Annotated in this window: 20 protein-coding genes; 10 read left to right on the top strand and 10 right to left on the bottom strand. The window is 63.9% G+C overall.

The window, feature by feature from the left end; all coding sequences use genetic code 11:
- The first annotated feature begins 44 nt into the window (after positions 1–44).
- The 4 genes from AC04SH_RS09980 (at position 45) to AC04SH_RS09965 (ending at position 5,528) form a co-directional block, all read left to right on the top strand.
- On the top strand, positions 45–2,003 hold the full coding sequence (locus tag AC04SH_RS09980) for a hypothetical protein (RefSeq protein ID WP_488574878.1): 1,959 nt from the start codon (positions 45–47) through the stop codon (positions 2,001–2,003).
- A gap of 140 nt (positions 2,004–2,143) precedes the next feature.
- Positions 2,144–2,821 (top strand): ribulose-phosphate 3-epimerase, encoded by a 678-nt coding sequence (gene rpe / locus AC04SH_RS09975; protein WP_488574877.1) that lies wholly within the window; start codon positions 2,144–2,146, stop codon positions 2,819–2,821.
- Between the two features lie 368 nt (positions 2,822–3,189).
- A complete protein-coding gene (locus tag AC04SH_RS09970) occupies positions 3,190–3,921 on the top strand; it encodes a GntR family transcriptional regulator (protein WP_488574876.1) in 732 nt (243 codons plus the stop codon).
- Between the two features lie 92 nt (positions 3,922–4,013).
- Positions 4,014–5,528, top strand: a complete 1,515-nt coding sequence (locus AC04SH_RS09965) for a malonate--CoA ligase (RefSeq protein ID WP_488574875.1) — start codon at positions 4,014–4,016, stop codon at positions 5,526–5,528.
- Positions 5,529–5,590: 62 nt separating this feature from the next.
- Here AC04SH_RS09965 and AC04SH_RS09960 read toward each other — a convergent pair whose 3' ends face one another.
- From AC04SH_RS09960 to AC04SH_RS09935, 6 genes are all read right to left on the bottom strand, one after another.
- Positions 5,591–7,642, bottom strand: a complete 2,052-nt coding sequence (locus AC04SH_RS09960; RefSeq protein WP_488574874.1) for an ABC transporter ATP-binding protein/permease — start codon at positions 7,640–7,642, stop codon at positions 5,591–5,593.
- A 66-nt stretch (positions 7,643–7,708) separates the two neighbouring features.
- A complete protein-coding gene (locus AC04SH_RS09955; protein WP_488574873.1) occupies positions 7,709–8,821 on the bottom strand; it encodes an NAD(P)/FAD-dependent oxidoreductase in 1,113 nt (370 codons plus the stop codon).
- Positions 8,822–8,830: 9 nt separating this feature from the next.
- Positions 8,831–10,006 (bottom strand): N-acetylglucosamine-6-phosphate deacetylase, encoded by a 1,176-nt coding sequence (gene nagA / locus AC04SH_RS09950; protein WP_488574872.1) that lies wholly within the window; start codon positions 10,004–10,006, stop codon positions 8,831–8,833.
- Positions 10,003–11,034 (bottom strand): SIS domain-containing protein, encoded by a 1,032-nt coding sequence (locus tag AC04SH_RS09945; RefSeq protein ID WP_488574871.1) that lies wholly within the window; start codon positions 11,032–11,034, stop codon positions 10,003–10,005. Before AC04SH_RS09945 ends, nagA begins: the two co-directional genes overlap by 4 nt.
- Positions 11,031–11,813 carry a GntR family transcriptional regulator gene (locus tag AC04SH_RS09940; protein ID WP_488574870.1) on the bottom strand — a complete coding sequence of 261 codons (783 nt, stop codon included), beginning with the start codon at positions 11,811–11,813 and terminating at the stop codon, positions 11,031–11,033. The genes AC04SH_RS09945 and AC04SH_RS09940 overlap by 4 nt, the downstream gene beginning before the upstream one ends.
- Positions 11,810–12,688: a glucosamine kinase nucleotide-binding domain-containing protein gene (locus AC04SH_RS09935; protein WP_488574869.1), complete on the bottom strand. Its 879-nt coding sequence runs from the start codon at positions 12,686–12,688 to the stop codon at positions 11,810–11,812. The genes AC04SH_RS09940 and AC04SH_RS09935 overlap by 4 nt, the downstream gene beginning before the upstream one ends.
- Positions 12,689–12,886: 198 nt before the next feature.
- Between AC04SH_RS09935 and AC04SH_RS09930 the strand changes: the two genes are divergently transcribed.
- From AC04SH_RS09930 to AC04SH_RS09905, 6 genes are all read left to right on the top strand, one after another.
- Positions 12,887–13,843, top strand: coding sequence for an N-acetylmuramic acid 6-phosphate etherase (locus tag AC04SH_RS09930; RefSeq protein WP_488574868.1), 957 nt, complete (start codon positions 12,887–12,889; stop codon positions 13,841–13,843).
- Positions 13,844–13,845: 2 nt separating this feature from the next.
- A complete protein-coding gene (locus tag AC04SH_RS09925; RefSeq protein ID WP_488574867.1) occupies positions 13,846–15,105 on the top strand; it encodes an ABC transporter substrate-binding protein in 1,260 nt (419 codons plus the stop codon).
- A 228-nt stretch (positions 15,106–15,333) separates the two neighbouring features.
- Entirely contained in the window at positions 15,334–16,263 is a 930-nt protein-coding gene (locus AC04SH_RS09920; protein WP_112561217.1) for a carbohydrate ABC transporter permease, read from the top strand.
- A 227-nt stretch (positions 16,264–16,490) separates the two neighbouring features.
- On the top strand, positions 16,491–17,330 hold the full coding sequence (locus AC04SH_RS09915; RefSeq protein ID WP_454575885.1) for a carbohydrate ABC transporter permease: 840 nt from the start codon (positions 16,491–16,493) through the stop codon (positions 17,328–17,330).
- Positions 17,327–18,388, top strand: a complete 1,062-nt coding sequence (locus tag AC04SH_RS09910) for a Gfo/Idh/MocA family protein (protein ID WP_488574866.1) — start codon at positions 17,327–17,329, stop codon at positions 18,386–18,388. The genes AC04SH_RS09915 and AC04SH_RS09910 overlap by 4 nt, the downstream gene beginning before the upstream one ends.
- A 220-nt stretch (positions 18,389–18,608) precedes the next feature.
- On the top strand, positions 18,609–19,607 hold the full coding sequence (locus AC04SH_RS09905; protein ID WP_488574865.1) for an ABC transporter ATP-binding protein: 999 nt from the start codon (positions 18,609–18,611) through the stop codon (positions 19,605–19,607).
- A gap of 19 nt (positions 19,608–19,626) precedes the next feature.
- Here the strand turns inward: AC04SH_RS09905 and AC04SH_RS09900 are convergent, their stop codons facing one another.
- From AC04SH_RS09900 to AC04SH_RS09885, 4 genes are read right to left on the bottom strand one after another with little or no spacing between them, the layout of a single operon-like run.
- A complete protein-coding gene (locus AC04SH_RS09900) occupies positions 19,627–20,520 on the bottom strand; it encodes an ROK family protein (RefSeq protein WP_488574864.1) in 894 nt (297 codons plus the stop codon).
- Positions 20,517–21,320, bottom strand: a complete 804-nt coding sequence (locus AC04SH_RS09895; protein WP_488574863.1) for an alpha/beta fold hydrolase — start codon at positions 21,318–21,320, stop codon at positions 20,517–20,519. Before AC04SH_RS09895 ends, AC04SH_RS09900 begins: the two co-directional genes overlap by 4 nt.
- Positions 21,317–22,153: a sugar phosphate isomerase/epimerase family protein gene (locus AC04SH_RS09890; RefSeq protein WP_488574862.1), complete on the bottom strand. Its 837-nt coding sequence runs from the start codon at positions 22,151–22,153 to the stop codon at positions 21,317–21,319. Before AC04SH_RS09890 ends, AC04SH_RS09895 begins: the two co-directional genes overlap by 4 nt.
- A complete protein-coding gene (locus AC04SH_RS09885) occupies positions 22,153–23,232 on the bottom strand; it encodes a Gfo/Idh/MocA family protein (RefSeq protein WP_488574861.1) in 1,080 nt (359 codons plus the stop codon). Before AC04SH_RS09885 ends, AC04SH_RS09890 begins: the two co-directional genes overlap by 1 nt.
- Between the last annotated feature and the right edge of the window lie 14 nt (positions 23,233–23,246).

Raw genomic sequence — 23,246 nt, 5'->3', positions numbered from 1 at the left:
CGGGATGACCCACTCCTGAAGGAAACACTTTCAGGAGAGAGAAAATGTCTTCACCCCGTTATATCTTTCGCAACACGGCGACCGCTGTTGCCTTAATCGCAGCCGCGCTCGCCAGCACGTCGGCCTTCGCCGAACAGGCCAACATCAAGTCGATGTCCTTCGACACGCAGAGCGCCAACACCACGCTTCACGTCGTTTCGAGCGACAAGCAGAAATGGGACAGGCTGAAGAGCGGCACCGTCCAGTTCTGGGGCCACATGAAGATCGATACACGGTGGCCCGGCTACGTTCAGGATGTCGGTGTCGCACTCGGCGTCTGCGGACCCGGCCAATGCGGCCCGTTTCCGCCGATCTGGAGCGCGGCCACAGTCAGCCGTGACTACGACCACCAGGAAAACTTCGCCTTTGATCCGGCCAACATACCCCTGTCGTCGGACACCGGCATTGCCGTCGTGCCCTATGGCGACCAGATCATCGCCAAGTGCAACCAGCACCTGCAGGCCGACGGTCCGACGAAATCCTATTCGTTCAGCCACACATTCGACGCCAGCTTCACGGCACTTACCGACAAAGCGCTCGACATGGGCAATGCCGTCGCCGAGACCCAGCAGGGCAGCTGGCCCTACCCGCTTTTCGATTCGAACTACGCCGCGCATGGCACCTTCCAGGTGCAGGTTGTCTGCGACCCGGTGATCAAGCCCAATGTCCAGGACATCGCTGCCGATTTCGGCAAGTTCGAGGTCGAGAACGTCAAGCTGTTCTTGACCACCTACCAGTCGAACCAACCGGGCTCGACTCCTGGCACTGTCTGTCCCTCGCTCAAGGTTACCAGCCGGGCGCAGGCCAACCAGGCCGGACCGGTCTCGATGCGCATCTGGCGACAGAAGGACGGCGGACCGATCACCTCCGAGTTCAAGCAGGCGTGGGCATCGTATGACGCAAGCAAGAATGGTTATTACGCCAACTATGAGAAGTGGGAGAATGTCGGCGCCACGGCCTATTTCCAGTACAAGACCGAGGTCGTCGGCAATGGACCGTTCGAACCCTTCGACGGCTGGAAGGACATCACGGTGCATTGTACCGGCGCCGGCGGCGGTGGCTTCACCGACGCACCGCAGGCCGATCCCGACAACCCGCCGGCAAAGGCCGACTGGCAAGGTGAAGTGACCGTTTCCGACAGCGCAGGAGCGAGAAAACTCTGCCCTCGCAAGGGCCAGGTCGCATTCGAGGTGAGCCGCGACGAGCCCGGCGCGTTTCACTACCGGATCGGCTGTTCGAACGGCGCCTTCTTCACCGGCACCACGGTCGCCTTCAACGATGGCGGCGTCTTCAAGGCCAGCGCGGCACATGATCTCAGCATCGTCAGAACCCGCTCGATCCAGTGCACGCTGCAGGAGATCAAGCAGAACGGCTCCATCGCCACCGTCGATACGGACAAGGAGGATTTCACCTGCATCAAGCGCACCTCCGAACCGGAGGCTGACGATCTCGTCTCCAGCACGCGTCCGGACTTCGGCAAGCCGAGACTGCCGCCGGTCGTCGTCGATCCCGGCCGCAAATGCCTGCCCAGCCAGACATTGCGGCGCGGCAAATGCATCGACAAGCCGATCGTTGCCGCGTGCAAGAGCACCGAAAAGCTTGTCAGCGGCAGGTGCATCGGCGTCAGCATTCACTGTCTGCCAGGCTATCGTCAGGTCGGCTTGAAATGCGTGAGGAACCCTGTAGTCGCCGACCAGTGCAGGCGCGACGAATTGCGCATCAACGGCAAATGCGTGCGCAAGCCTCCCGTCATCATCGACTGCAAACGCGGTTACCACCCGGTCGGCAAGGCATGCGTGAAGGACGCCATCATCACCACTGGCTGCCAGACGACCGAAAAGCTTGTGCGTGGATATTGCGTGCCGAAGCAACCCGTCAAGACGTTCAATCTGCAGAGATTGAAGCAAGGCAGCGGCAAGCTGTTTGCGCCGGGATTGGCCAAGCCGAGGCGTCACGTGAACTGAAATTTGACGCTACAGACCTGGAGAGGCGGCCCACTGCCGCCTCTCTGCATTGTGTGGATCAGTCGCCCACACCGGATTCCTGTCGACAAGCGGCGCCGAGACGATTAGGGCGGAAGCAAGCTCAACAACGGGAAGCTGACATGGCCAGGAAGACCCTGATTGCGCCATCGGTGCTGGCGTCGGACTTTTCCAAGCTCGGCGACGAGGTCGAGGCGGTGGTCGCGGCCGGCGCCGACTGGATCCATCTCGACGTCATGGACGGGCATTTCGTGCCCAACATCACTTTCGGCCCGCCGGTGATCAAGGCCATCCGCAACCGCACCAAGGCCTTCTTCGACTGCCATCTGATGATTGCGCCTGCCGATCCCTATCTGGCCGCCTTTGCCGATGCCGGCTGCGACGGCATGACCGTGCATGCCGAGGCTGGACCGCATCTCGACCGTTCGTTGCAGACTATCAAGGGTCTCGGCAAGAAGGCTGGCGTGTCGCTCAATCCGGCGACTCCGGAAAGCGCGATCGAATATGTGCTCGACCGGCTCGACCTGATCCTGATCATGACCGTCAATCCGGGCTTTGGCGGCCAGGCCTTCATCCCGGCCATGATCGACAAGGTCAAGCGGGTCAAGGCGCTGATCGGCAACCGGCCGATCCGCATCGAGATCGACGGCGGCGTGTCGCCGGAGACGGCTCCTCTGGTTACATCGGCCGGCGCCGACGTGCTGGTGGCGGGCGCCGCCGTCTTCAAAGGCGGCAGCGTTGAAGCCTATAGGGCCAATATCGAAGCCATCCGAACCGCGGCCGACCGGGCTGCCGGCTGACATCAGCTTCAAGACAAATTCTCGGCGGTTCTGATCAATTGGTCCGATCCTCCAAGGCGCCCCTGTTACGGGAGGGCGCATCTCGCCAATCTGACGCGCGTTAAGGAAAAATTACCCGTATTCCTGATCTCACAACCATGTCACGAAGACGCGGGCCACACCGTTGGACAAAGTTTCTTCATAAGAACAAGTTTTTCACGATATTCGTTACTTCCTCGGAGTAAGATGCGTACAACCTTCCTCTTTAAGTCGAATATCGTGATCTTCCCCTTGAGCCATGGATGCCTCAAGGCATATAGTACAAGTACGGGCGAATCGTTTGCTTCGAGGCCGGGCTGGCGGAGCATGGGAGAGCGACAGGAGCCATATTGACCTACGGATCTTCCGATATGATTGAAGGCGCGGGGGCCAAGAGCACCCTCGCCAGTACGGTCTATCAACAGCTTCGCGACGATCTCCTGCGCGGCGTGTTTGAAAGTGAAAGCAAGCTTCGTGTCGAATGGGTGGTTTCCCGTTACGGCGCCGGCGCCTCGCCGGTTCGCGAGGCTCTCAACCGGCTTGCTTCGGAAGGCCTGCTTGGCCGGCACGACCAGCGCGGTTTCTTCATCATGCCGGTCAGTGCACCGGAACTCGAGGAATTGACACGCACCCGCTGCTGGCTGGAAGAGCGGGCGCTGCGTGAATCCATTGCCAACCGCACCGGCGAATGGGAAGAGCAGTTGGTGCTGGCCTTGCATCGGCTGGCGCGCGCGCAGCGCCGTTTGCCGGAGGATCCGTCCTCGAACAATCCGGAATGGGAAAAGCTGCATCGCGCCTTCCATCGGGCACTTATCGCAGGCTGCCGGTCGCACTGGCTGACCGGCTTTTGCGACCAGCTTTCCGATCAGGCCTCCCGCTACCGGCTGATCTCCCAGGACGGGGCCGAGCGCGACGATATCGGCGAACATCGCCTGATCGCCGAGCGCACCGTGGATGGCGATGCCGATGGCGCCGTCGAAGCGCTGCTCAACCACTATCGTTTGACGGCAGCCATGTGCATGGAGCGCTTCAACGAGAGCGGCGATCTCCGGGCAAGCAAGGCGTTGCGCGGCCGCAGATAGCAACACTTGCGGTTTTTCGATCCGAAATCTGCTTGCAGCGGTGTTCCGAAAAGCGGTTGTTTATTTTCGAGGCCATGCGCTAGGGAAGACGCATGAGCAATCATCTGTTCCACGCCTTTCGCGACTCCATGCCCGCGCCCGAGCACACCTTGATGGAGACCGATAACGGGCGTTCGATCCGCTACGGCGATATGCTATCGGGGTCGGCGCAATTGGCGCAGGCGCTGAAGCATTTCGGCGTCAGGCCGGGCGACCGTGTCGCGGTGCAAGTCGAAAAAAGCCCCGAATGCATCTTCCTTTATCTGGCCTGCCTGCGCGCCGGTGCGGTCTTCCTGCCGCTCAACACCGCCTACACGTTGACGGAGCTCGGCTATTTCTTCGGCGATGCCGAGCCGCGGCTGGTCGTCTGCGACCCAGCGCGGGCCGGCGATATCGCGCCGCTGGCAAAGACTTCGGGCGCAGTTACCGCCACACTCGGCAGCAACGGTGAAGGCTCGCTGATCGAACTGGCCGCGCAACAGCCCGCGGATTTTGACGATATGGCGCGCGAGCCGGACGACCTCGCGGCGATCCTCTACACATCGGGCACGACCGGCCGCTCGAAGGGCGCCATGCTCAGCCACGAAAATCTGGCCTCCAACGCGCGCGTGCTGGTCGAGCAATGGCGCTTCACGAGGGATGACGTGCTGATCCACGCGCTGCCGATCTTCCACACGCATGGCCTGTTCGTCGCCACCAACGTCGCCCTGATGGCCGGCGCCTCGATGCTGTTCGAGCAGAAATTCGACGCCAGCCGCATCGTCTCGCTTCTGCCGCGCGCCACGGTGTTGATGGGCGTGCCGACCTTCTATACCAGGCTCTTGCAGCAACAGGGACTCGACGCGCAGGCGGCGAAGAATATCCGCCTGTTCGTTTCCGGCTCGGCGCCGCTGCTCTCAGAAACGCACAAGGCCTGGCGCGAGCGCACCGGCCACGCGATCCTCGAGCGCTACGGCATGACCGAGACCAACATGAACACCTCGAACCCGTACGAGGGCGAGCGCCGCGCTGGCACGGTCGGCTTCCCGCTCCCCGGCGTTTCGCTGCGCATCGCCGATCCCGACAGTGGTGCTGCGCTAGCCCAGGGTGAAGTCGGCATGATCGAGGTGAAGGGGCCGAATGTCTTTTCCGGCTATTGGCACATGCCGGAGAAAACCAAGGCGGAATTCCGCGCCGACGGCTTTTTCATCACCGGCGACCTCGGCATCATCGATGCCGATGGCTACGTCCACATTGTCGGGCGCGGCAAGGACCTGATCATTTCCGGCGGCTACAACATTTACCCGAAGGAAATCGAGAGCGAGATCGACGCGCTGGCCGGCGTCGTGGAGAGTGCGGTCATCGGTCTTGCCCATCCCGATTTCGGCGAAGGCGTCACCGCTGTCGTGGTGCGGGCGCCTGCCTCGCAGATTACCGGCGCGGAGATCGTTGGCGCCATTGCCGGCCAGCTGGCGAAATACAAGCACCCGAAGCAGGTCATCTTCGTCGATGAATTGCCGCGCAACACGATGGGCAAGGTGCAAAAGAACCTGCTGCGCGAAACCTACAAGGGCCTCTACGGTCGTTAAGAAGCCGGCTAATCACTTCGCTTCAGGCACTCCACTGTCACCTGTTCGCGGTTATGCCGTCCCTACCTGCGCGGCTTTGGGGTGCCGGAACCCCACAGGGCGCGGTTCAGCAGGCTGCGTTTGCGCTTGCGTGGGATGAGGTCGACATCGCTGACGAGCTTGGCGCCGCCCTCACGCCTTTCCAGGGTGATCTTGCGGCTGTGGAAGGCTTCGAGCTCCGCGCGGTGCGCCACGCTGATGATGGTGACATCAGGCAGTTCGCGGATCACCGTCTTCATCATCGTGTCCTGGCTCTTCTCGTCGAGCGCCGAAGTCGCTTCATCCAGCACCACGATATCGGGGCGATGCAGCAGCAGGCGCGCGAAGGCGAGGCGTTGCTTTTCGCCACCCGACAGCGTCTGGTCCCATGGCGCGTCTTCCCTGATCCTGTCGGTGAGATAGCCAAGCCCCACCTTGTCGAGGGCGGCCTTGATCTGCTTGATCGTCCACTTGTCCGCCGCCGCGGGATAGGCGACCGCGCGGCGAAGCGTGCCGGTGGGGATGTAGGGGCGTTGCGGCAGCATGAACAGGCGCCTGTCGGCGTGGAAATTGACGCTGCCGCCGCCCCATGGCCACAGGCCCGCGACTGCCCGCACTAGCGTCGACTTGCCTGAACCAGATTCGCCAGCCACCAGCACCCGCTCGCCCGGCTCGATCACGACCTCGGTTTCCTTGACCACGGAGGTGCCGTCGTCGAGTGTCACGGAAAGATTCTCGAGGCTGAGGATGGCGCCGTCTTCGGTTTTGCCCCGGTTGATGCGTCCGAGCGCATCGCTCTGCTCGGCGCGCTCGAGCCCGTCGAGCGACATCGTCAGCGAGGCAATGCGCCGCGCGGAGGCGTTCCAATCGGCGAGACGCGGATAGTTGTCGACCAGCCAGCCGAACGCGCCTTGCACGATGCCAAAGGCCGACGCCGCCTGCATCACCTCGCCAAGCGTCATCGAGCCTTCGAGGAATTTTGGCGCGCACAGCAGGATCGGCACGACCGGCGCAAACAGGCTCGATCCCTGCGACACCGCCGCCGTGCGCATGTGCTGTCCGGTCAGCAGCGCCCATTGCCTCAGCACATGGCCGAAATTCCTGTCGATGCCGCCGCGCTCCTCCTCCTCGCCGCCCAGCAAGGCGATGCTCTCGCCGTTTTCGCGCACGCGCGTCAGCGTGTAGCGCAGCTCGGCCTCCGCCTGGTTCTTCCGCTCGGAGAGCTGGACGAAATTGCGGCCGATGACCACCATCGAGGTCGAGGTGATGGCGGCATAGATGATCGCGGTGATGACCAGGAAGCCGGGAATGGTGATGCTCTCGCCGCCGATCGGCAGGGTGAGCGCGCCGCCGATCGTCCACAGCACGACAATGAAGGTCGAGGCCGACAGGAACGCGTTGAGGACGCCGGCGATGAAATCGACCGGCGACTCGGTGGCGATGCGCAGATCATCGGTCATGCGGGCCTCGGGGTTCTGGTGGTCGCCGCCCACGAGGTTCAGCTGGTAGTAGCGGCCGTTTGCCAGCCAGCGCGCGACGATCCCGGTGGTCAGCCAGGAACGCCAGCGGCGCTGGATCGTCATGCGCAGGTAGACCTGCGCGACGACAAGGCAGCCGCTGCAGATCACCAGCGGCACGAATACGGCGCTGAGGAAATAGACTGTGCGGGCGTTGCGCTGCTCGAGGGCATCGAACATCGAGCGGTTCCAGACATTGATGCCATACTGGAAACCGATGTTGATGCAAATCAGCAGCAGCACTCCGATCGTGAATGGCCAGGCGAGCCGGTCGCCGCGCCGGCTCCAGTAGCCGCGCGCGCTGATCCAGAAACGCCGCAGCAGGTATTTCTTGCGCGCCTGCTCGGCCTCTTCGGGCGTCAGCTGCGGATCGGGTTCGATAGCTTCCGGCGGCGGCCCCGCCTGGCCGTCGACCTCCGGCGCTGCGTCGGCGGGCGTTGGCTTCTTTTCGCGCGGCTTCTCCTCGCCCGTTCGTGGGTCGCGCGGCTTTTGTCGTGATGGCTTTTCCCGGCGCGACTTCGGGGCATCGCTCGGTCTGATGCCGTCGGTCGGTTTCGATTTGGGTTTCGCCTCGGACATACGCCCCGACAACGGCCTCGAAATCAAAAGGTTTCATAGCTTGAGACGACAACAGCCGCAGCCCTGTCATTTCAGGCTGAGCAGCTCCACAACATGGTCGGCGACTGCCAGGCTCGCCGTCAGGCCGGGGCTCTCGATGCCGAACAGATTGACGATCGGCCCAGCGCCGTGCTCGGCCGGGCCCTGGATGATGAAATCTGCCGCCGGCTGGCCTGGACCGGAAAGTTTTGGCCTGACGCCGGCATAGGCGGGCTGCAATGCGCCATCGGCAAGGTTGGGCCAGTAGCGCCGGATCTCCTCGTAGAAGGCGGCGCTTCGGCCGGGATCGACGGTATAGTCGACGCGATCGATCCATTCGACATCAGGGCCAAAGCGCGCGCTGCCGCCGAGGTCGAGGGTCAGGTGAACGCCAAGACCGCCATGGACTGGCACCGGATAGATCAGCCGCGAAAAGGGCGAGCGGCCGGACAGCGCGAAATAGTTGCCGCGCGCCAGCCATAGCGGCGGAACGAGGTCTTGCGGGAAGCCTTCGATGCGTCTGGCCAATGCCTGGGCGTCGAGGCCGGCGGCGTTGATGAAGGCGCCGGCCTTGAGACGGAACCCCTCACCATCGGCGTCACGCGTGTCGATCCGGATCCCGTCGGCTTCGATGGCCGCGCCGGTAACAGTCGTGAGCAGCGCGAAGGATACGCCAGCGGCTTCCGCGTGGCCACGCAGCGACAGCATCAGCGCCTGGCTGTCGACGATGCCGGTCGACGGCGACAGCAACGCACCAGCGCAGGTCAGCGCGGGTTCGAGCTTTTCGGCCTCTGTGCGCGTCAACAGCGTGAGGTCACCTACTCCGCATTGCGCCGCGTTGATCTGGATCGCTTGCAGCCTGTCCAACTGGTCGGGTTCGACAGCAACGATCAGCTTGCCGGTGCGCCGGTGAGCGACGCCGTGTTCGCGGCAATAGGCATAGAGGCGCTCGCGACCCGCGACACAGAGCCGGGCCTTCAGGCTGCCCGGCGCATAGTGGAGCCCGGCATGGATGACTTCCGAATTGCGCGAACTGGTGCCTGTGCCGATGGCATTGGCCTTCTCGACCACCAGCACCTCGCGGCCCGCCAGCGCCAGCGCACGGGCAATGGCGAGGCCGACAACACCCGCCCCGGCAACAACGCAATCGACATCATGCATGGATGGACTTTAGCGCCGACTGTCCGCGCCTGCAAAAACCCTGTCGCCGCCGATCCACACGCCCTCAACGTTGAGATCGTTCGACAGCGCGACGATATCCGCCGCGGTGCCGTTGGCGAAGCGGCCGAGCCGGTGCGCCTGGCCGACGGCTTGCGCCGGATAGAGCGAGGCCATGCGTAATGCCTCCGACAGGTCCAGCCCGACAATCCTGTGCACATAACGGACGGCCGAGATCATATCGAGATCGGCCCCGGCCAGCGTGCCGTCGGCCAATCGCAGACTGCCGTCCTTGCGATAGATGATGCGGCCGTTGAGGGTGAACGAGGTCATCTCGGTGCCGATCGTCGCCATGGCGTCGGTGACCAGCACGATCCTGCCCGGCCCCTGTTTGGCGCGCAGCGCGATTCCCATGGTGGCGGGATCGACATGGATGCCGTCGGCGATGATGCCGGCCGACAGGCCGCCTATGTCGATGGCAGCACCGGCCAGCCCCGGCTCGCGGTTGCCGATCTGGCTCATGGCGTTGAACAGATGGGTGACCGCGCTGGCGCCGGCTTCGGCAAAGGCTTTGGCCGTGGCGTAGCCGGTGTCGGAATGGCCGAGGCTGACGACGATGCCGGCCTTGGCGAGGGCGGCGACGCGGATGGCCTCGACGGATTCCGGAGCAATCGTTGTCAGCAGCACCGGCAGATTTTTCCGCGCCGCGATCAGGCCCGCCTGGTCGGCATCCGTCATCGGCCGGATCAGCGCCGGGTCATGCGCACCCTTGCGGGCGACGGAGAGATGCGGGCCTTCGAGGTGCAGGCCCAAAAAGCCCGGCAGCTTCTGCCGTGCCGCTTCAGCGCCGGCGGCAATGGCCGCGGCGGTGATCTCAGGCGTATCGGTGATCAGGGTTGGCAGCAGCGCCGTAGTGCCGAACGGCGCGTGCGCCCGGCATATGGTTGCCAGCGAGGCGACATCGGGATGGTCGTTGAGCATCACGCCGCCGCCGCCATTGACCTGCAGGTCGACGAAGCCCGGCGCAAGCATGCCACCACCGGTGTCGATCCGGGCAACGCCGGAAGGAATTGCGCCGACAGGATGAATGCCTTCGACCGCATCACCCTGCACGACAAGGGCGGCATTGTCGTGCCAGTCGTCGCCGTCGAAAATGCGGGCGCCAGTCAGGGCAAAACGGTCGCTCATACGGTTTCCGTCACCTTGCGCAGATTGCGCGGCACATCCGGATCGAGGCCGCGATGGCGGGCGAAGGCCTCGACGAAGCCGTAGAAGGACACGATCAGCGTCAGCGGGTCGGTCAGCGGATGGCCGGTGGCGACATGCGGCAGCCGTGCGGCGCTCTTGGCTTTATCCGAGGTTACAAAAACGGCGGCACCCTTGCCGGCAAGGTTGTCGGCGGCTTCGGCCACGGACGGCTCGGAGGCATCGCGGGCGGCCAGCGCCAGCACCGGGAAGCCCGGCCCGACCAATGCCAGTGGGCCGTGCATGACTTCGGCCGCACTATAGGCCTCGGCATGCATGCCGCAGGTCTCCTTGAACTTCAGCGCCGCCTCGTTGGCCATCGCCGCGGACGGACCGCGGCCGAGAATGAACAGCGATTGCGGCGTCTCCAATGCGCCGGCCAGCGCCATCCAGTCGCAGGCGATCGCCTTGCTGAAATGTTCGGGCAGGCGGGCGAGGGCGGCCAGCAGCTTGTCGTCCCCGGTGCAATGCGCCATCAGCGCCAGTCCGGCAACCGCCGAATTGACGAAGGTTTTCGTCGCCGCGACGCTACGCTCCGGCCCAGCCAGGATGTCGATGGCAAAATCCGAGGCCCGTGCCAGCGGCGAATCGGCGGTGTTGGTGATGGCGACGGTGAGCGATCCGCCGGCCCTGGCCGTCTCGGCCATGGCGACGATGTCCGGGCTCTTGCCCGACTGCGAGATCGCCAGGCAGGCCGAGCCGGCGAGCTTGAGCTTGGCGCCATAGATCGAGGCGATCGACGGGCCGACCGAAGCGACGGCCAGACCAGCGGTCAGCTCGACGGCATATTTCATGAAGGTGGCGGCATGGTCGGACGAGCCGCGCGCGACGGTAACGATGAAGCTCGGGTCGCGCTCGCGAATGCCGCGTCCCGCCTCGGTCAGCACCGCCGCCGAACCGTCGAGCAGGCGCGCGACGGCTTGCGGGATTTCGTCGATCTCGCGCCGCATATGAGTGGTGTTGGGGATCATGGTCGGCCCTCTTCGCTCGGCCCTGTCAGCCGCAGTTCGGCGACGAAATCATAAGCGTCGCCCCGGTAGATGGAACGGGTGAATTCGATCACCTTGCCGCTCGCCAGATAGGAAATGCGTTCGATGTGCAGTCCGGCAATGCCCGGTGGCACTTCGAGCAGGCGTGCATCGCCATCGCCGAGATTGGCGGCCGAAATGCGCTGCACCGCCCGCACCGGCCGGTTGCCGGTCAATTCCAGCGCCGCATAGAGCGACGAACCTATCCCGGCAGGGTCCGGCAGCACGCTGGCCGACAGCGAGGCGCGTTCGATGGCCAGCGGCGTGTCGTTGGCAATGCGCAGACGCGACACCCGCGCTACCAGTTCGTTCGACGAAAGGCCAAGCACCATCATCTCGTCGGGCGAGGGCGCATAGAGGCCGCGATCGAGCCAGGCCGAACGCACCGCCATGCCGCGCCGGGCCATGTCCTCGGTGAAGGAGGTGAGCCTCGACAGCGACTGCTCGACGCGCTCCATGCGTGGCGCGACGAAGGTGCCGGAGCCGTGGCGCTGCACGAGGATGCCGCCCTTGACCAGATCCTGGACCGCCTTGCGCACGGTGACGCGCGAAATATCGGCCTTGGTCGCGATGTCGCGCTCGGAGGGAAGCGCGTCGCCCGGTCCGATCAGACCGCGATTGACCGCGTCCTCGATGCTTTTCCTGAGCTGCAGATAGAGCGGCGCGCCGCTCTGCGACGACTGCTTCAGCGTGGCGAAGATCTGGTCGGCGGCGTCGCTCATCGCGCCGCCTCCGCCTTGGCGAAGATGCGAGCCGCCATCTGCACGGCGCCGCCCAGCGCATCGTCGAGCGGCGCCTTGAGCAGCGCCTGGTAGCGTTGGGAAAGGCGCGGCGCATAAAGCGGCGCCAGCCCGCCGAGCAGGCAGAGCGGCGCGCCTTGCGAAAGATCGAGCGCACCAAGGGCCGCCTCGACATCGGCAACCGCCTTGTCGACAATCCAGGTGGCGACGGCGTCGCCCTTCTCGGCATGCTCGAACACCTTGGGCGCGAAGCCGCCGAAATCGCCAGGCTTGGCGTTGGTGGTGAATTCGACCACGTCTTCAGGATTGTTGCGGAAGGTGGCCATCATGCTGTCGGTCAGGGCTGAGCGCGGGCGAACCCCGTCATGGGCGAGCAGCGTCTGTTCGAGCAAATCGCGGCCGATGCGGGCGCCGCTGCCCTGGTCGCCGACCTGGAACCCCCAGCCGCCTATGGCCCGCGATATCCCGCCCTTGCGCGCCATATAGGCGGTGCCGGTGCCGAGGATGGCCATGGCGCCGTCGCCCGAGCCCACCGCCCCTTCGAGCGCGATCTCGGCGTCGGTCTCGACGCGGCTGATACTGAATGGCAGGATTGCTTCGAGCTGCTGCCGGTAGGTGCCGACATTGGCGCCGGCAAGGCCAAGAATGGCTGGTGTCTGCGGGATCAAGTCCGGGTCTTGCCCGGCGGCGATGAAGGCCTGTCGTGCTGCATCGACGATGTGGGTCCTGGCGCCGGTGAGATCGGTGCGGATGTTGGCGGCGCCGCTTTTGGCACGGCCAATGACAGCGCCATCGCCTGTCGCAAGGGCTGCCCTGCAGCTGGTGCCGCCGCCATCGATACCGAGCACGAAATTCACGCGATTTCTCCTCGGGGCGGATAATACCAATAAAATACCAATAGCCAAGGATTAATTTCCGTTTCAAAAAGATTAAGGCGTATTTTATTGAAAAACCTAGGCATTTCGTCGGCTATGTGATTTCTGACGCTCAAATCCGTTAATGCGTGTGGACAAGTGGTATTTTTTTGGTATTGTTCCTTCATCGGAGGGACAGGGATGGCCGAACCGCGCACCGAAGCGCTTCACAGGAATGCCGAGGGACTGGACATCCAGGCCCCGGACACCATCCTCTCTTCTTTGGTCAATGCACAGATCGAGGCCGCCAAGGCAGTCCGCGACGCCATTCCCGCCATCGCTGCCGCAGCCGAGATCATCGCCGGCCGGCTGAACGGCGGCGGCAAGCTTGTCTATGCGGCGGCCGGCAGCTCCGGCCTGATGGCGCTGGCCGACGCGCTGGAATTGCCCGGCACCTTCGGCATCAAGCGCGAGCGTATCGTCATCCTGATCGCCGGCGGCGACGAGGCCTTCAAGACGCTGGCCGGCGGGCCGGAAGACGATACCGACGAAGCCTCGGCGGCTGTTGCCGGCGCCGGCATCGGCAAGGGCGATTGCCTGGTTGCGATCTCGGCCAGCGGCTCGACGCCCTATGCGGTCCAGGCGCTGAAGGATGCACGCAGCCTGGGTGCCGCGACCATTGCCATCGCCAACAACAAGGACACGCCGCTGCTCAAGCTGGCCGACGTTGCCATCCTGCTGGAGACACCGCCGGAGGTGATTGCCGGCTCGACGCGCATGGGTGCCGGCACCGCGCAGAAGATTACGCTCAACATGCTGTCGACGCTGACCGCCATTCATCTCGGCCACGTCCATGACGGCTACATGGTCAATCTCACCGCCGACAACATCAAGCTGCGCGACCGCGCGGCCCGCATCGTCGCCGCCATCACCGGCCATGACAAGGACGCTGCCGCGCGCCTGCTCGAAGCGAGCGGCGGCGTTGTCAAGACAGCCATTCTGCTCGCCGCCGGCGCTGCCAACGCTGATGTGGCCGAGAAGATACTGGAAAGGACCGGCCAGAAGCTCAGGCCAGCCCTTTCCGCGATCGAGGGGAACAAGGGCGCGAAGGCCCCTGTTCTCAAAACCGAACCTGAAAAAGGTCAACAGGGAGACTAAGCATGACAACGAAACTACTGACGGCACTGCTTCTCGGCACCAGCATTCTCGGCACCGCCGGACTGGCTCACGCCGCTGACGTAACGCTCAATATCGAAAGCTGGCGCGGCGACGACCTCACCATCTGGAAGGACAAGCTGATCCCGGCCTTCGAAGCCAAGAACCCCGGCATCAAGGTGGTGTTCGCACCGTCGGCGCCGACTGAATATGACGCCGCACTCGGCGCCAAGCTCGCTGCCGGCTCGGCTGGCGACCTGATCACCTGCCGCCCGTTCGACAAGTCGCTCGAACTGTTCAAGAAGGGCAACCTTGCCGATCTGTCGGCGCTGCCCGGCATGGAAAACTTCTCGCCCGTCGCCAAGGCCGCCTGGCAGACCGACGACGGCAAGTCGAGCTTCTGCGTGCCGATGGCTTCGGTCATCCACGGCTTCATCTACAACAAGGACGCCTTCGACAAGCTTGGCATCAAGGTGCCGACGACGCGTGACGAATTCTTCGCCGCGCTCGACAAGATCAAGGCCGACGGCACCTACATCCCGATGGCGATGGGCACCAAGGATCTCTGGGAAGCCGCGACCATGGGCTATCAGAACATCGGCCCGAACTACTGGAAGGGCGAAGAGGGCCGCGCCGCGCTGATCAAGGGCGAGCAGAAGCTGACCGATGCCGCCTGGGTCGCGCCCTTTGCCGAACTTGCGAAGTGGAAGCCCTATCTCGGCGACGGCTTCGAAGCCCAGACCTACCCGGACAGCCAGAACCTGTTCACGCTCGGCCGCGCCGCCATCTACCCGGCCGGCTCGTGGGAGATCGGCCTGTTCAACACCCAGGCGCAGTTCAAGATGGGCGCCTTCCCGCCGCCGGTCGAGAAGGCCGGCGACACCTGCTACATCTCCGACCATACCGATATCGGCATGGGTCTGAATGCAGCGTCGAAGAATGCCGATGCGGCCAAGACCTTCCTGTCCTGGGTCGCCTCGCCGGACTTCGCCACCATCTACGCCAACGCACTGCCGGGCTTCTTCAGCCTGAACTCCAGCCCGGTGAAGATGGAAGACCCGCTGGCGCAGGAATTCGTCTCCTGGCGCGACAAGTGCAAGTCGACGATCCGCTCGACCTACCAGATCCTGTCGCGCGGCACGCCGAACCTGGAAAACGAGACCTGGGTCGAATCGGCCAACGTCATCAACGGCACCGATACGCCGGAAGCTGCGGCCAAGAAGCTGCAGGACGGCCTCGACAGCTGGTACAAGCCGGGCAAGTAAGGCTCAGAGAAAGACCGGCCGGGCGCGTGCCCGGCCGGCCTTCACTTTACAGAATGCGATTGTCGGCACTGCCTCTCGGCCTTACCCTCTCGTCTGTGGGGAAAGGCTAGCTGACCAGTCGCAGGCCTTCGTCCTGCCCATGCCGGGGCAAGGACCTCGGGGCCGTGCATCGAGGCATCATCTGGCATCGACACCCTTTGGAACCGAGAGACGGCAGGGACCGCACTCATGGCTGCAGAAACACGACCGAAACGACCGTTCCGCTGGCATATCGGCGTCTTCCTGGCGCCGGCGCTGCTGGTCTACACGGCGATCATGATCCTGCCGCTGGCCGGCACGCTTCAACTGTCGCTGTTCCGCAACATCGAACAGCACCAGGTGTTCGTCGGCTTTGACAATTTCCGCACCTTGTTCGGCGACCCCAACTGGTCGGTCAATTTCTGGAATGCGCTGCGCAACAATGTCTGGTTCTTCATCATCCACATGCTGGTGCAGAACCCGATCGGCGTCATGCTGGCAGCATTGCTGTCCAGCCCACGGCTGAGGTTCGCCGCCTTCTACCGCACGGCGATCTTCGTGCCGACGATCCTGTCCTTCGTCATTGTCGGCTTCGCCTGGAAGCTGATCCTGTCGCCGCTGTGGGGCGTGGCGCCGCATCTGATGGATCTGGTCGGCCTGAAAAGCTTCTTCACGCCATGGCTCGGCAAGGAACAATATGCGCTGACCGCGCTTAGCCTGATCTCGGTGTGGCAGTTTATCGGCATCCCGATGATGCTGATTTATGCAGCCCTTTTGTCGATCCCCGAAGAGGTGATCGAAGCCGCCGAATGCGACGGCATCACCGGGATGTCGCAGTTCTGGAAGATCAAGCTGCCGCTGATCCTGCCGTCGATCGGCATCATCTCGATCCTGACCTTCGTCGGCAATTTCAATGCCTTCGACCTGATCTACACCGCGCAAGGCGCGCTGGCCGGGCCGAACTATTCCACCGATATTCTGGGCACCTTCCTCTACCGCGCCTTCTTCGGCTTCCAGCTGCAGGTCGGCGACCCGAACATGGGGGCGGCGATCGCCACGATGATGTTCCTGATCATCCTCGGCGGCGTCTGCGTCTACCTGTTCCTCGTGCAGACGCGCCTGCGTCGCTACCAGTTCTGAGGGGGCGAGATGTCGAGCTTGAACACCCCCCTCTGCCTTGCCAGGCATCTCCCCCTCAAGGGGGGAGATTGGATGGCACGATTGCCTTCGCCAATCACCAGCGTTGGAGAAAAGGCGCCGAGTCCAAAGCTGCCAATCTCCCCCCTTGAGGGGGAGATGTCCGGCAGGACAGAGAGGGGTGCCTTGGCGCCAACCTCTCTTGCTTTGGCTCGTCAGGAGACTTTCCAATGAGCACCGCAACCCGTTCTCTGCCCCGCACCATCGGCGCCCACGCGATCCTGTTGACCTATACGGTGATCGCGCTGTTTCCGGTGATCCTGGTCATCATGAATTCGTTCAAGTCCCGCGCCGGCATCTTCAGCGAACCGCTGACGCCGCCGACGCCGAAGACCTTCGACCTGATCGGCTACAACACGGTGATCGGCCAGGGCGACTTCATCCACTATTTCCAGAACAGTCTCGTCGTCACCGTCGCTTCGCTGTTCTTCGTGCTTCTGTTCGGCGCCATGGCGGCGTTTGCGCTGTCGGAATACCGCTTCCGCGGCAACACGCTGATGGGGCTCTATCTCGCGCTCGGCATCATGATCCCGATCCGGCTCGGCACCGTCGCCATCCTGCAGCTGATGGTGGCGAGCGGGCTGGTCAACACGCTGACGGCGCTGATCCTGGTCTACACCGCGCAAGGCCTGCCGCTGGCAGTCTTCATCCTGTCGGAATTCATGAAGCAGGTGTCGGACGATCTGAAGAATGCCGGCCGCATCGACGGCCTGTCGGAATACACGATCTTCTTCCGGCTGGTGCTCCCGCTGGTCAGGCCCTCGATGGCGACCGTCGCCGTCTTCACCATGATCCCGATCTGGAACGATCTATGGTTCCCGCTGATCCTGGCGCCGTCGGAAGAGACCAAGACGGTGACGCTCGGCGCCCAGCTGTTCCTCGGCCAGTTCGTCACCAACTGGAACGCCATCCTGGCGGCCCTGTCGCTGGCGATCATGCCGGTGCTGATCCTCTACGTCATCTTCTCGCGGCAGCTGATCCGCGGCATCACTTCCGGAGCCGTCAAGTGAGTTTAGAAAAGCCCCTTCGCGTCGTCGTCGCCGGTCTCGGCAATATGGGCCGCAGCCATGCGCTGGCCTACCACACCAATCCGGGATTTGAGATCGCCGCACTGATCAACCGTTCCGACGTGCCGCTGCCGGACGGGCTGTCGGGCTATGGCATCAGGCGTTCCTTCGACGAGGCGCTGCGCGACGAAAAACCCGATGTCGCCTGCGTCGCCACCTATTCGGACAGCCATGCCGACTATGCGGTGAAGGCGTTGGAGGCCGGCTGCCATGTCTTCGTTGAAAAGCCGCTGGCAACGACGGTGGCCGACGCCAAGCGCGTCGTCGCCGCGGCCAAGGCCAACGGCAAGAAGCTGGTGATCGGCTACATCCTGCGCCATCACCCGTCCTGGGTCCGGCTGATCGCCGAGGCGCGCAAGCTCGGCGGCCCTTATGTCTTCCGCATGAACCTCAACCAGCAGTCGTCAGGCCCGACCTGGCAGACGCACAAGCAATTGATGCAGACGACGTCGCCGATCGTCGATTGCGGCGTCCACTATCTCGACGTGATGCTGCAGATCACCGACGCCAAGCCGGTCGAGGTGCGCGGCATGGGGCTGCGGCTGACCGAGGAGATCGCGCCGACGATGTACAATTACGGCCATCTGCAAGTGCTGTTCGACGACGGTTCGGTCGGCTGGTACGAGGCCGCCTGGGGACCGATGGTCTCGGAAACCGCGTTCTTCGTGAAGGACGTAATCTCGCCCAATGGCTGCGTGTCGATCGTCATGAAGGAAGGCGTGAAGTCCGACGATATCGACACCCACACCAAGACCTCGACCATCCGCCTGCACAGTGCGGCGACCGGGGCGGACGGCAAATTCGCCAGGCCGGACGAAATGCTGTCGATGGAAGGCGAACCCGGCCACCAGGACCTCTGTGATCTCGAGCAGGCCTTTGTGCTGAAGGCGATCCGGGAAGATATCGACCTGACCCGCCACATGGACGATGCCGTAAAATCGCTCGCCGTCTGTCTTGCCGCCGATGAGAGCGTGCGCAGCGGAAAGGCGGTGCGGTTGTGACATTGTTTTCTCGGGTCGTGGCCGGCACTGCCCCCCTCTGGCCTGCCGGCCATCTCCCCCTCCAGGAGGGAGATCAGCTGTCGCGCCTGCTTTCGTCAATCACCGACTTTGCAAGAAAAATGCCTCGGTCGGAGCTGCCAATCTCCCCCCTTGAGGGGGAGATGTCCGGCAGGACTGAGGGGGGTGCCTTGGCGCCCGCTCATCAATTTGGAGGACTGCCGTGGGCTCGCTGGTAATCGAAAATGTGAAGAAGGCCTTCGGGCCGGTCGAGGTGCTGAAGGGCATCAACCTCGAAGTGAGCGATGGCGAATTCGTCGTCTTCGTCGGCCCCTCGGGCTGCGGCAAGTCGACCTTGCTCAGGGTCATTGCCGGGTTGGAGGATTCAACCTCGGGCCGGGTGGTCATTGACGGCGCCGATGTTTCGGCGACACCGCCGGCCAAACGCGGCATCGCCATGGTGTTCCAGACCTACGCGCTCTACCCGCATTTGACGGTGAAGAACAATATGGGTCTCGGCCTGAAACAGGCCGGCACGCCGGCGGCCGAGATCGACCGTCGCATCGGCATCGCCTCGTCGATGCTGTCGCTGGAGCCTTATCTCGAAAGGCGGCCGGCCGAACTCTCCGGCGGCCAGCGCCAGCGCGTCGCCATCGGCCGCGCGGTGGTGCGCGAACCGAAACTGTTCCTGTTCGATGAGCCGCTGTCGAACCTCGATGCAGCGCTTCGCGTCAACACGCGGCTGGAGATCGCGCAGCTGCATCGCCGGCTGAAGGCGACGATGATCTACGTCACCCACGACCAGGTCGAGGCGATGACGCTGGCCGACAAGATCGTCGTGCTCAATGCTGGCCGTATCGAGCAGATCGGCGGCCCGATGGAGCTCTACAATTCGCCGGCAAACGAGTTTGTCGCCGGCTTCATCGGCTCACCGAAGATGAACTTCATCGACGGCGCGCGGCTGGGCGAGACGGCCAAGACCATCGGCGTGCGGCCGGAGCACTTGACGGTCGATGCGAAGTCCGGTGCCTGGAAGGGCACGGTGGTGCACGCCGAGCATCTCGGCGCCGACACCAATCTCTATCTCGACTGCGAAAAGGCCGGGCTGATCACGGTGCGCATTTTCGGTGTCTACGACGCGGAACCGGGCGCGACGCTCTATGCAACCCCCGAGCCGGGGAAGACGTATCGGTTCGGGGCGGACGGCAAGACGATCAAATAATCCGCTGCGGGCAGAGCGATCACGCCGCGCCGAGCAGCACCGCGCCATGAATGGCCGCCTGCCAGCCCAGCGCCGCCCAGCGTATGTCGAGCGGCTGAACAAGTAGCGAATGCGGCAAGCTCTCGGCGATGCGCTGCTTGAGCCTCTGGTGGGGATAGGACTTCATGTCGACGATGCCGCCGCCGATCAGGATCGTCTGCGGGGAAAACAGGGCGGCTGCCGTTGCGATGGTCACCGCCTGCTGCCAGACGATCTCATCGAGCCATTCGCGCAACGACGGCGGCTGCCCGGTCGCCGAAAACAGCTCGGCCACGGGGATATCGTAGTCCGTCGCGAGTTCGACAAGCGTTGCCCCTGAGGCATAGGTCTCGACCCGGCTTGGTGGTTCGCCCTCGCCGGGCCGGTAGATCGGCATGTGGCCGATCTCGAGCGCCCAGCCGCCACCCCTGAAAATGCCGTCCTTGCCGAGATAGGCCGCACCGATGCCGGTGCCGAGATAGACCGCCAGAACCTCCTTTTGCTGCTTCACCGCGCCGGCAACGCTTTCGCCCAGCAATTGCAGCACGACATCGCGTTCGAGCCGGACGGGAACGCCGAGCCTCTGAGCAAGTTCGGTGCCCAGCCGGATGCCGTTCAGTTCAGGAATGTTGGCGGTGTGCAGCACCGTGTCGAAGTCGCGGTCGATGAAGCCAGGCACGGTCGCAACGACGCGCGCGGGCTTGAAGCCTGCATCGCGGCAGGCCGCGGTGACCGCATCGGCCAACCCCGCCACCGGCGCTCCCTGGCGCAGCTGCACGGTCGGGTAGGTCCGGGCAAACTCCACCGGGATGCCATGGTCGGCAAAGCCAACCTTGACCGACGTGCCGCCGATCTCGACCACGGCGATCGTGTCGTCCGTCGTATTGTCGGTCATGCGAGCGCTTCCAGAAATTCCGAAAGACAGGCGCGGAATTCCCGCCGGTAGGCAGCACGATCCTGCGATTTGGCGGTGATGGTGCAAACCCGGGCGGACGGAATAAGCCCGGCCAGCGCCTGCGCGTCGGCCAGTCGATGGACGAGGTCATGGTCGTGACCGATGACCAGGGTCGGAACCGCGATGGAACGGATGTCGGCCTCGCTCACGCCGGGACCATCGCCGGCGATTGCCACCAGCAGCCTGCCGAACAGAACCGGGTCCGGGCGATTGAAGAAGCCTTGCAGGCTGCTGAGATTGTCCGGCGCCAGCCTCGCCAGTTCGGCGGCCGTGGTGCTGTCATCAAACAGACGCCTGGCGTCTTCGGGCGAATGGCGCATCAAGAGATCGCCGACCATGGCATAGGGCTTCATATTGGCCGGTGCAGCCTGGGACACCCAGGCAGGCCGGGCGAGCACCAGTGCGCGCACGCGAGCCGGCTTGTGCACCGCCAGACGCAGCGCCAGCGCGGCGCCCATCGAGATGCCGCCGAGGACAGCCGGACCGATTCCGATAGCCTCGGCCAGCGCTTCGACGTCCTCGGCAAACGTCGCGATCGAAAGCCGCTCGACCGGCCCGTAGCCGGATCCGCCCTGACCCCGGCATTCGAGCGTCACCCGCCGTGTCTGCGGCAGATCGGGAAACACGTCGGCGACCTGCGCTTCATCACCGCCCAGCCCATGCTGGAAGACGACGGGAAGGCCGACGCCGGCATCCCGGTAGGCAAGATCGGCGCCGTCGCGGCTGAAAGTCTTCTTCACGCTCTGTCGCTCTCTTCAAGCACGCTGCGCAGAAATGCGCCGACGCCGGGCGCCTCGGCCTCTGCCAGGCCATGCGTGATCAACGGACCGTCGAAGCCGGCGGCTTTCAGGCGGTCGATAAAATGCGGGAAGTCGACCACGCCCTGTCCAGCGGCGGCAGAGCTGCCATCCGCATGACGGTCCTTGGCATGGGCCATACCGATCTCCGCGGCCAGCAACTCAACAGCCTGGTCGATGAGGCGATGACGCTCGGCTGCATCGGCCACTTCGAACAGATTGGCCGGGTCGAGCACGATGCGCAGCCGCTTGCTCTTCATCTCGTTGAGCAGGCGGCGCGCGGCCCGCGCGCTGGAGACGACATTGGCGAGTTCGGGTTCGATGCCAAGCTCGATGTCGAAGCGCTCGGCAATCGCCACCGCCGCTTCCATCTCCACCCGGAGATCGCTCCAGGCGGCCTCGCTGGCGTTGTCGGGATGCCAGCGCCACTGATCCTGCGCATCCCTGGTGCCGGTGCACAGCGTTATGAGCCTGGTGCCCATATCCGCACATGACGCGGCGAGCACCTCAAGCCGGGCAAGACCTGACACACGAACCGAGTGATCCGGATGGATCATATTGTAGGTTCCCGAAACCGCGGCGATCGAAACGCCGGTCTTGCCGCTTGCCGCAGCGACGGATCGAGCCGCATGGGGCTCGATGCTGTCCGGCATCGATGGCAGGCCAAGGCACGCCATATTGAACTGCGCCGCCGCGTAGCCGGCATCCGCCACCGCGCGCAACACCGGCAAGGCGCCGGTGGCAGTGAAGGTCTTGGCGAAAATCCCAAGCTGCATCAGACGACCCCGTCGACGTCGGCGAGGTTGACGGCACGGCCGCCGGTAGCGGCGGAGCGGGCGATTGCCGCCATTCCTCTGACCGATGCGATGCCGTCCTCGATGCCGGCGCCGACCATGGGCGCGCCATTCAGCACGACATCGGCAAAGCCTTCGAGCTGGCGGCGATAAAAGTGACCGTCGGCGCCAAGCGTGCGATGCCAACTGCCATCGGCCTCTCGGAAAATGTCGACCTCGCTGCTCTTGTAGTACCAGGGGTTAAAGGTCTTCGCGAGGACGCTGCCGTTCTGGCCGTAGATCTGGAACCCTTCGTGCCAGTCCATGCGCACGGCGACCGTCAGGTCGAGATGGCCGACCGAACCGTCGGCGAAGATGGTGGTGACGAACCAGCAATAGGCGCCGTAGCGCTCGGTAAGCCGGGCCTCGACGGCCTCGATCGGACCATGCAGATGACGGGCGGTATCGAGGAGGTGGCTGCCATGCGCCAGCATGTAGTACTGGCGCAGATCCGCCTTGGGATTGACCGAAGGTTTGCGCGCCTTGGCGCTGGTGATGATGAGCGGCTGCACCGCATCGGTCATGGGATAGCGGTGGGTGCTGTCGCAATACCAGCCTTTGAACGCCAGCCGCTCGCCCATCTCGTCGTCGACGAAGGCCTTTGCCGCCTGGATGCCTGGATCGAAGCGCTTCATATGGCCGACCTGCAGCACCTTGCCGCTCTTGTCGAGCGCGGCCCGCAAGCCTTCGACTTCCTCGACCGAAACGCCCAATGGCTTCTCGCACAGCACATGCTTGCCGGCATCCAGCGCCAGTTCCGCGGCCTTCACGTGAAACGTGTCCGATGTCGCGATGATGACGGCATCGAGGTCGGGATCGGCCAGCATCTGGCCATAATCGGCATAGGATTTTTCGGGCGCGAAAATGGCCGCCATCCTGTCGCGCAGATCGTCGGCGACATCGCAGATGGCATAGAGATCGGCATTGCGCGCCTTGGTGCAGGATTCGAAATGCGCTGCCTGCGCAATCGGACCACAGCCGAGCACCCCGACACGCAGCCGCTTTTCGTCTTTGCGAGGCATGGAACTTTCTCCTG

It is taken from the genome of Mesorhizobium sp. CNPSo 4688, assembly GCF_057784295.1.
Note: the sequence above shows the minus strand (reverse complement) of the source record. Positions and strands in the feature narration are given on the sequence as shown.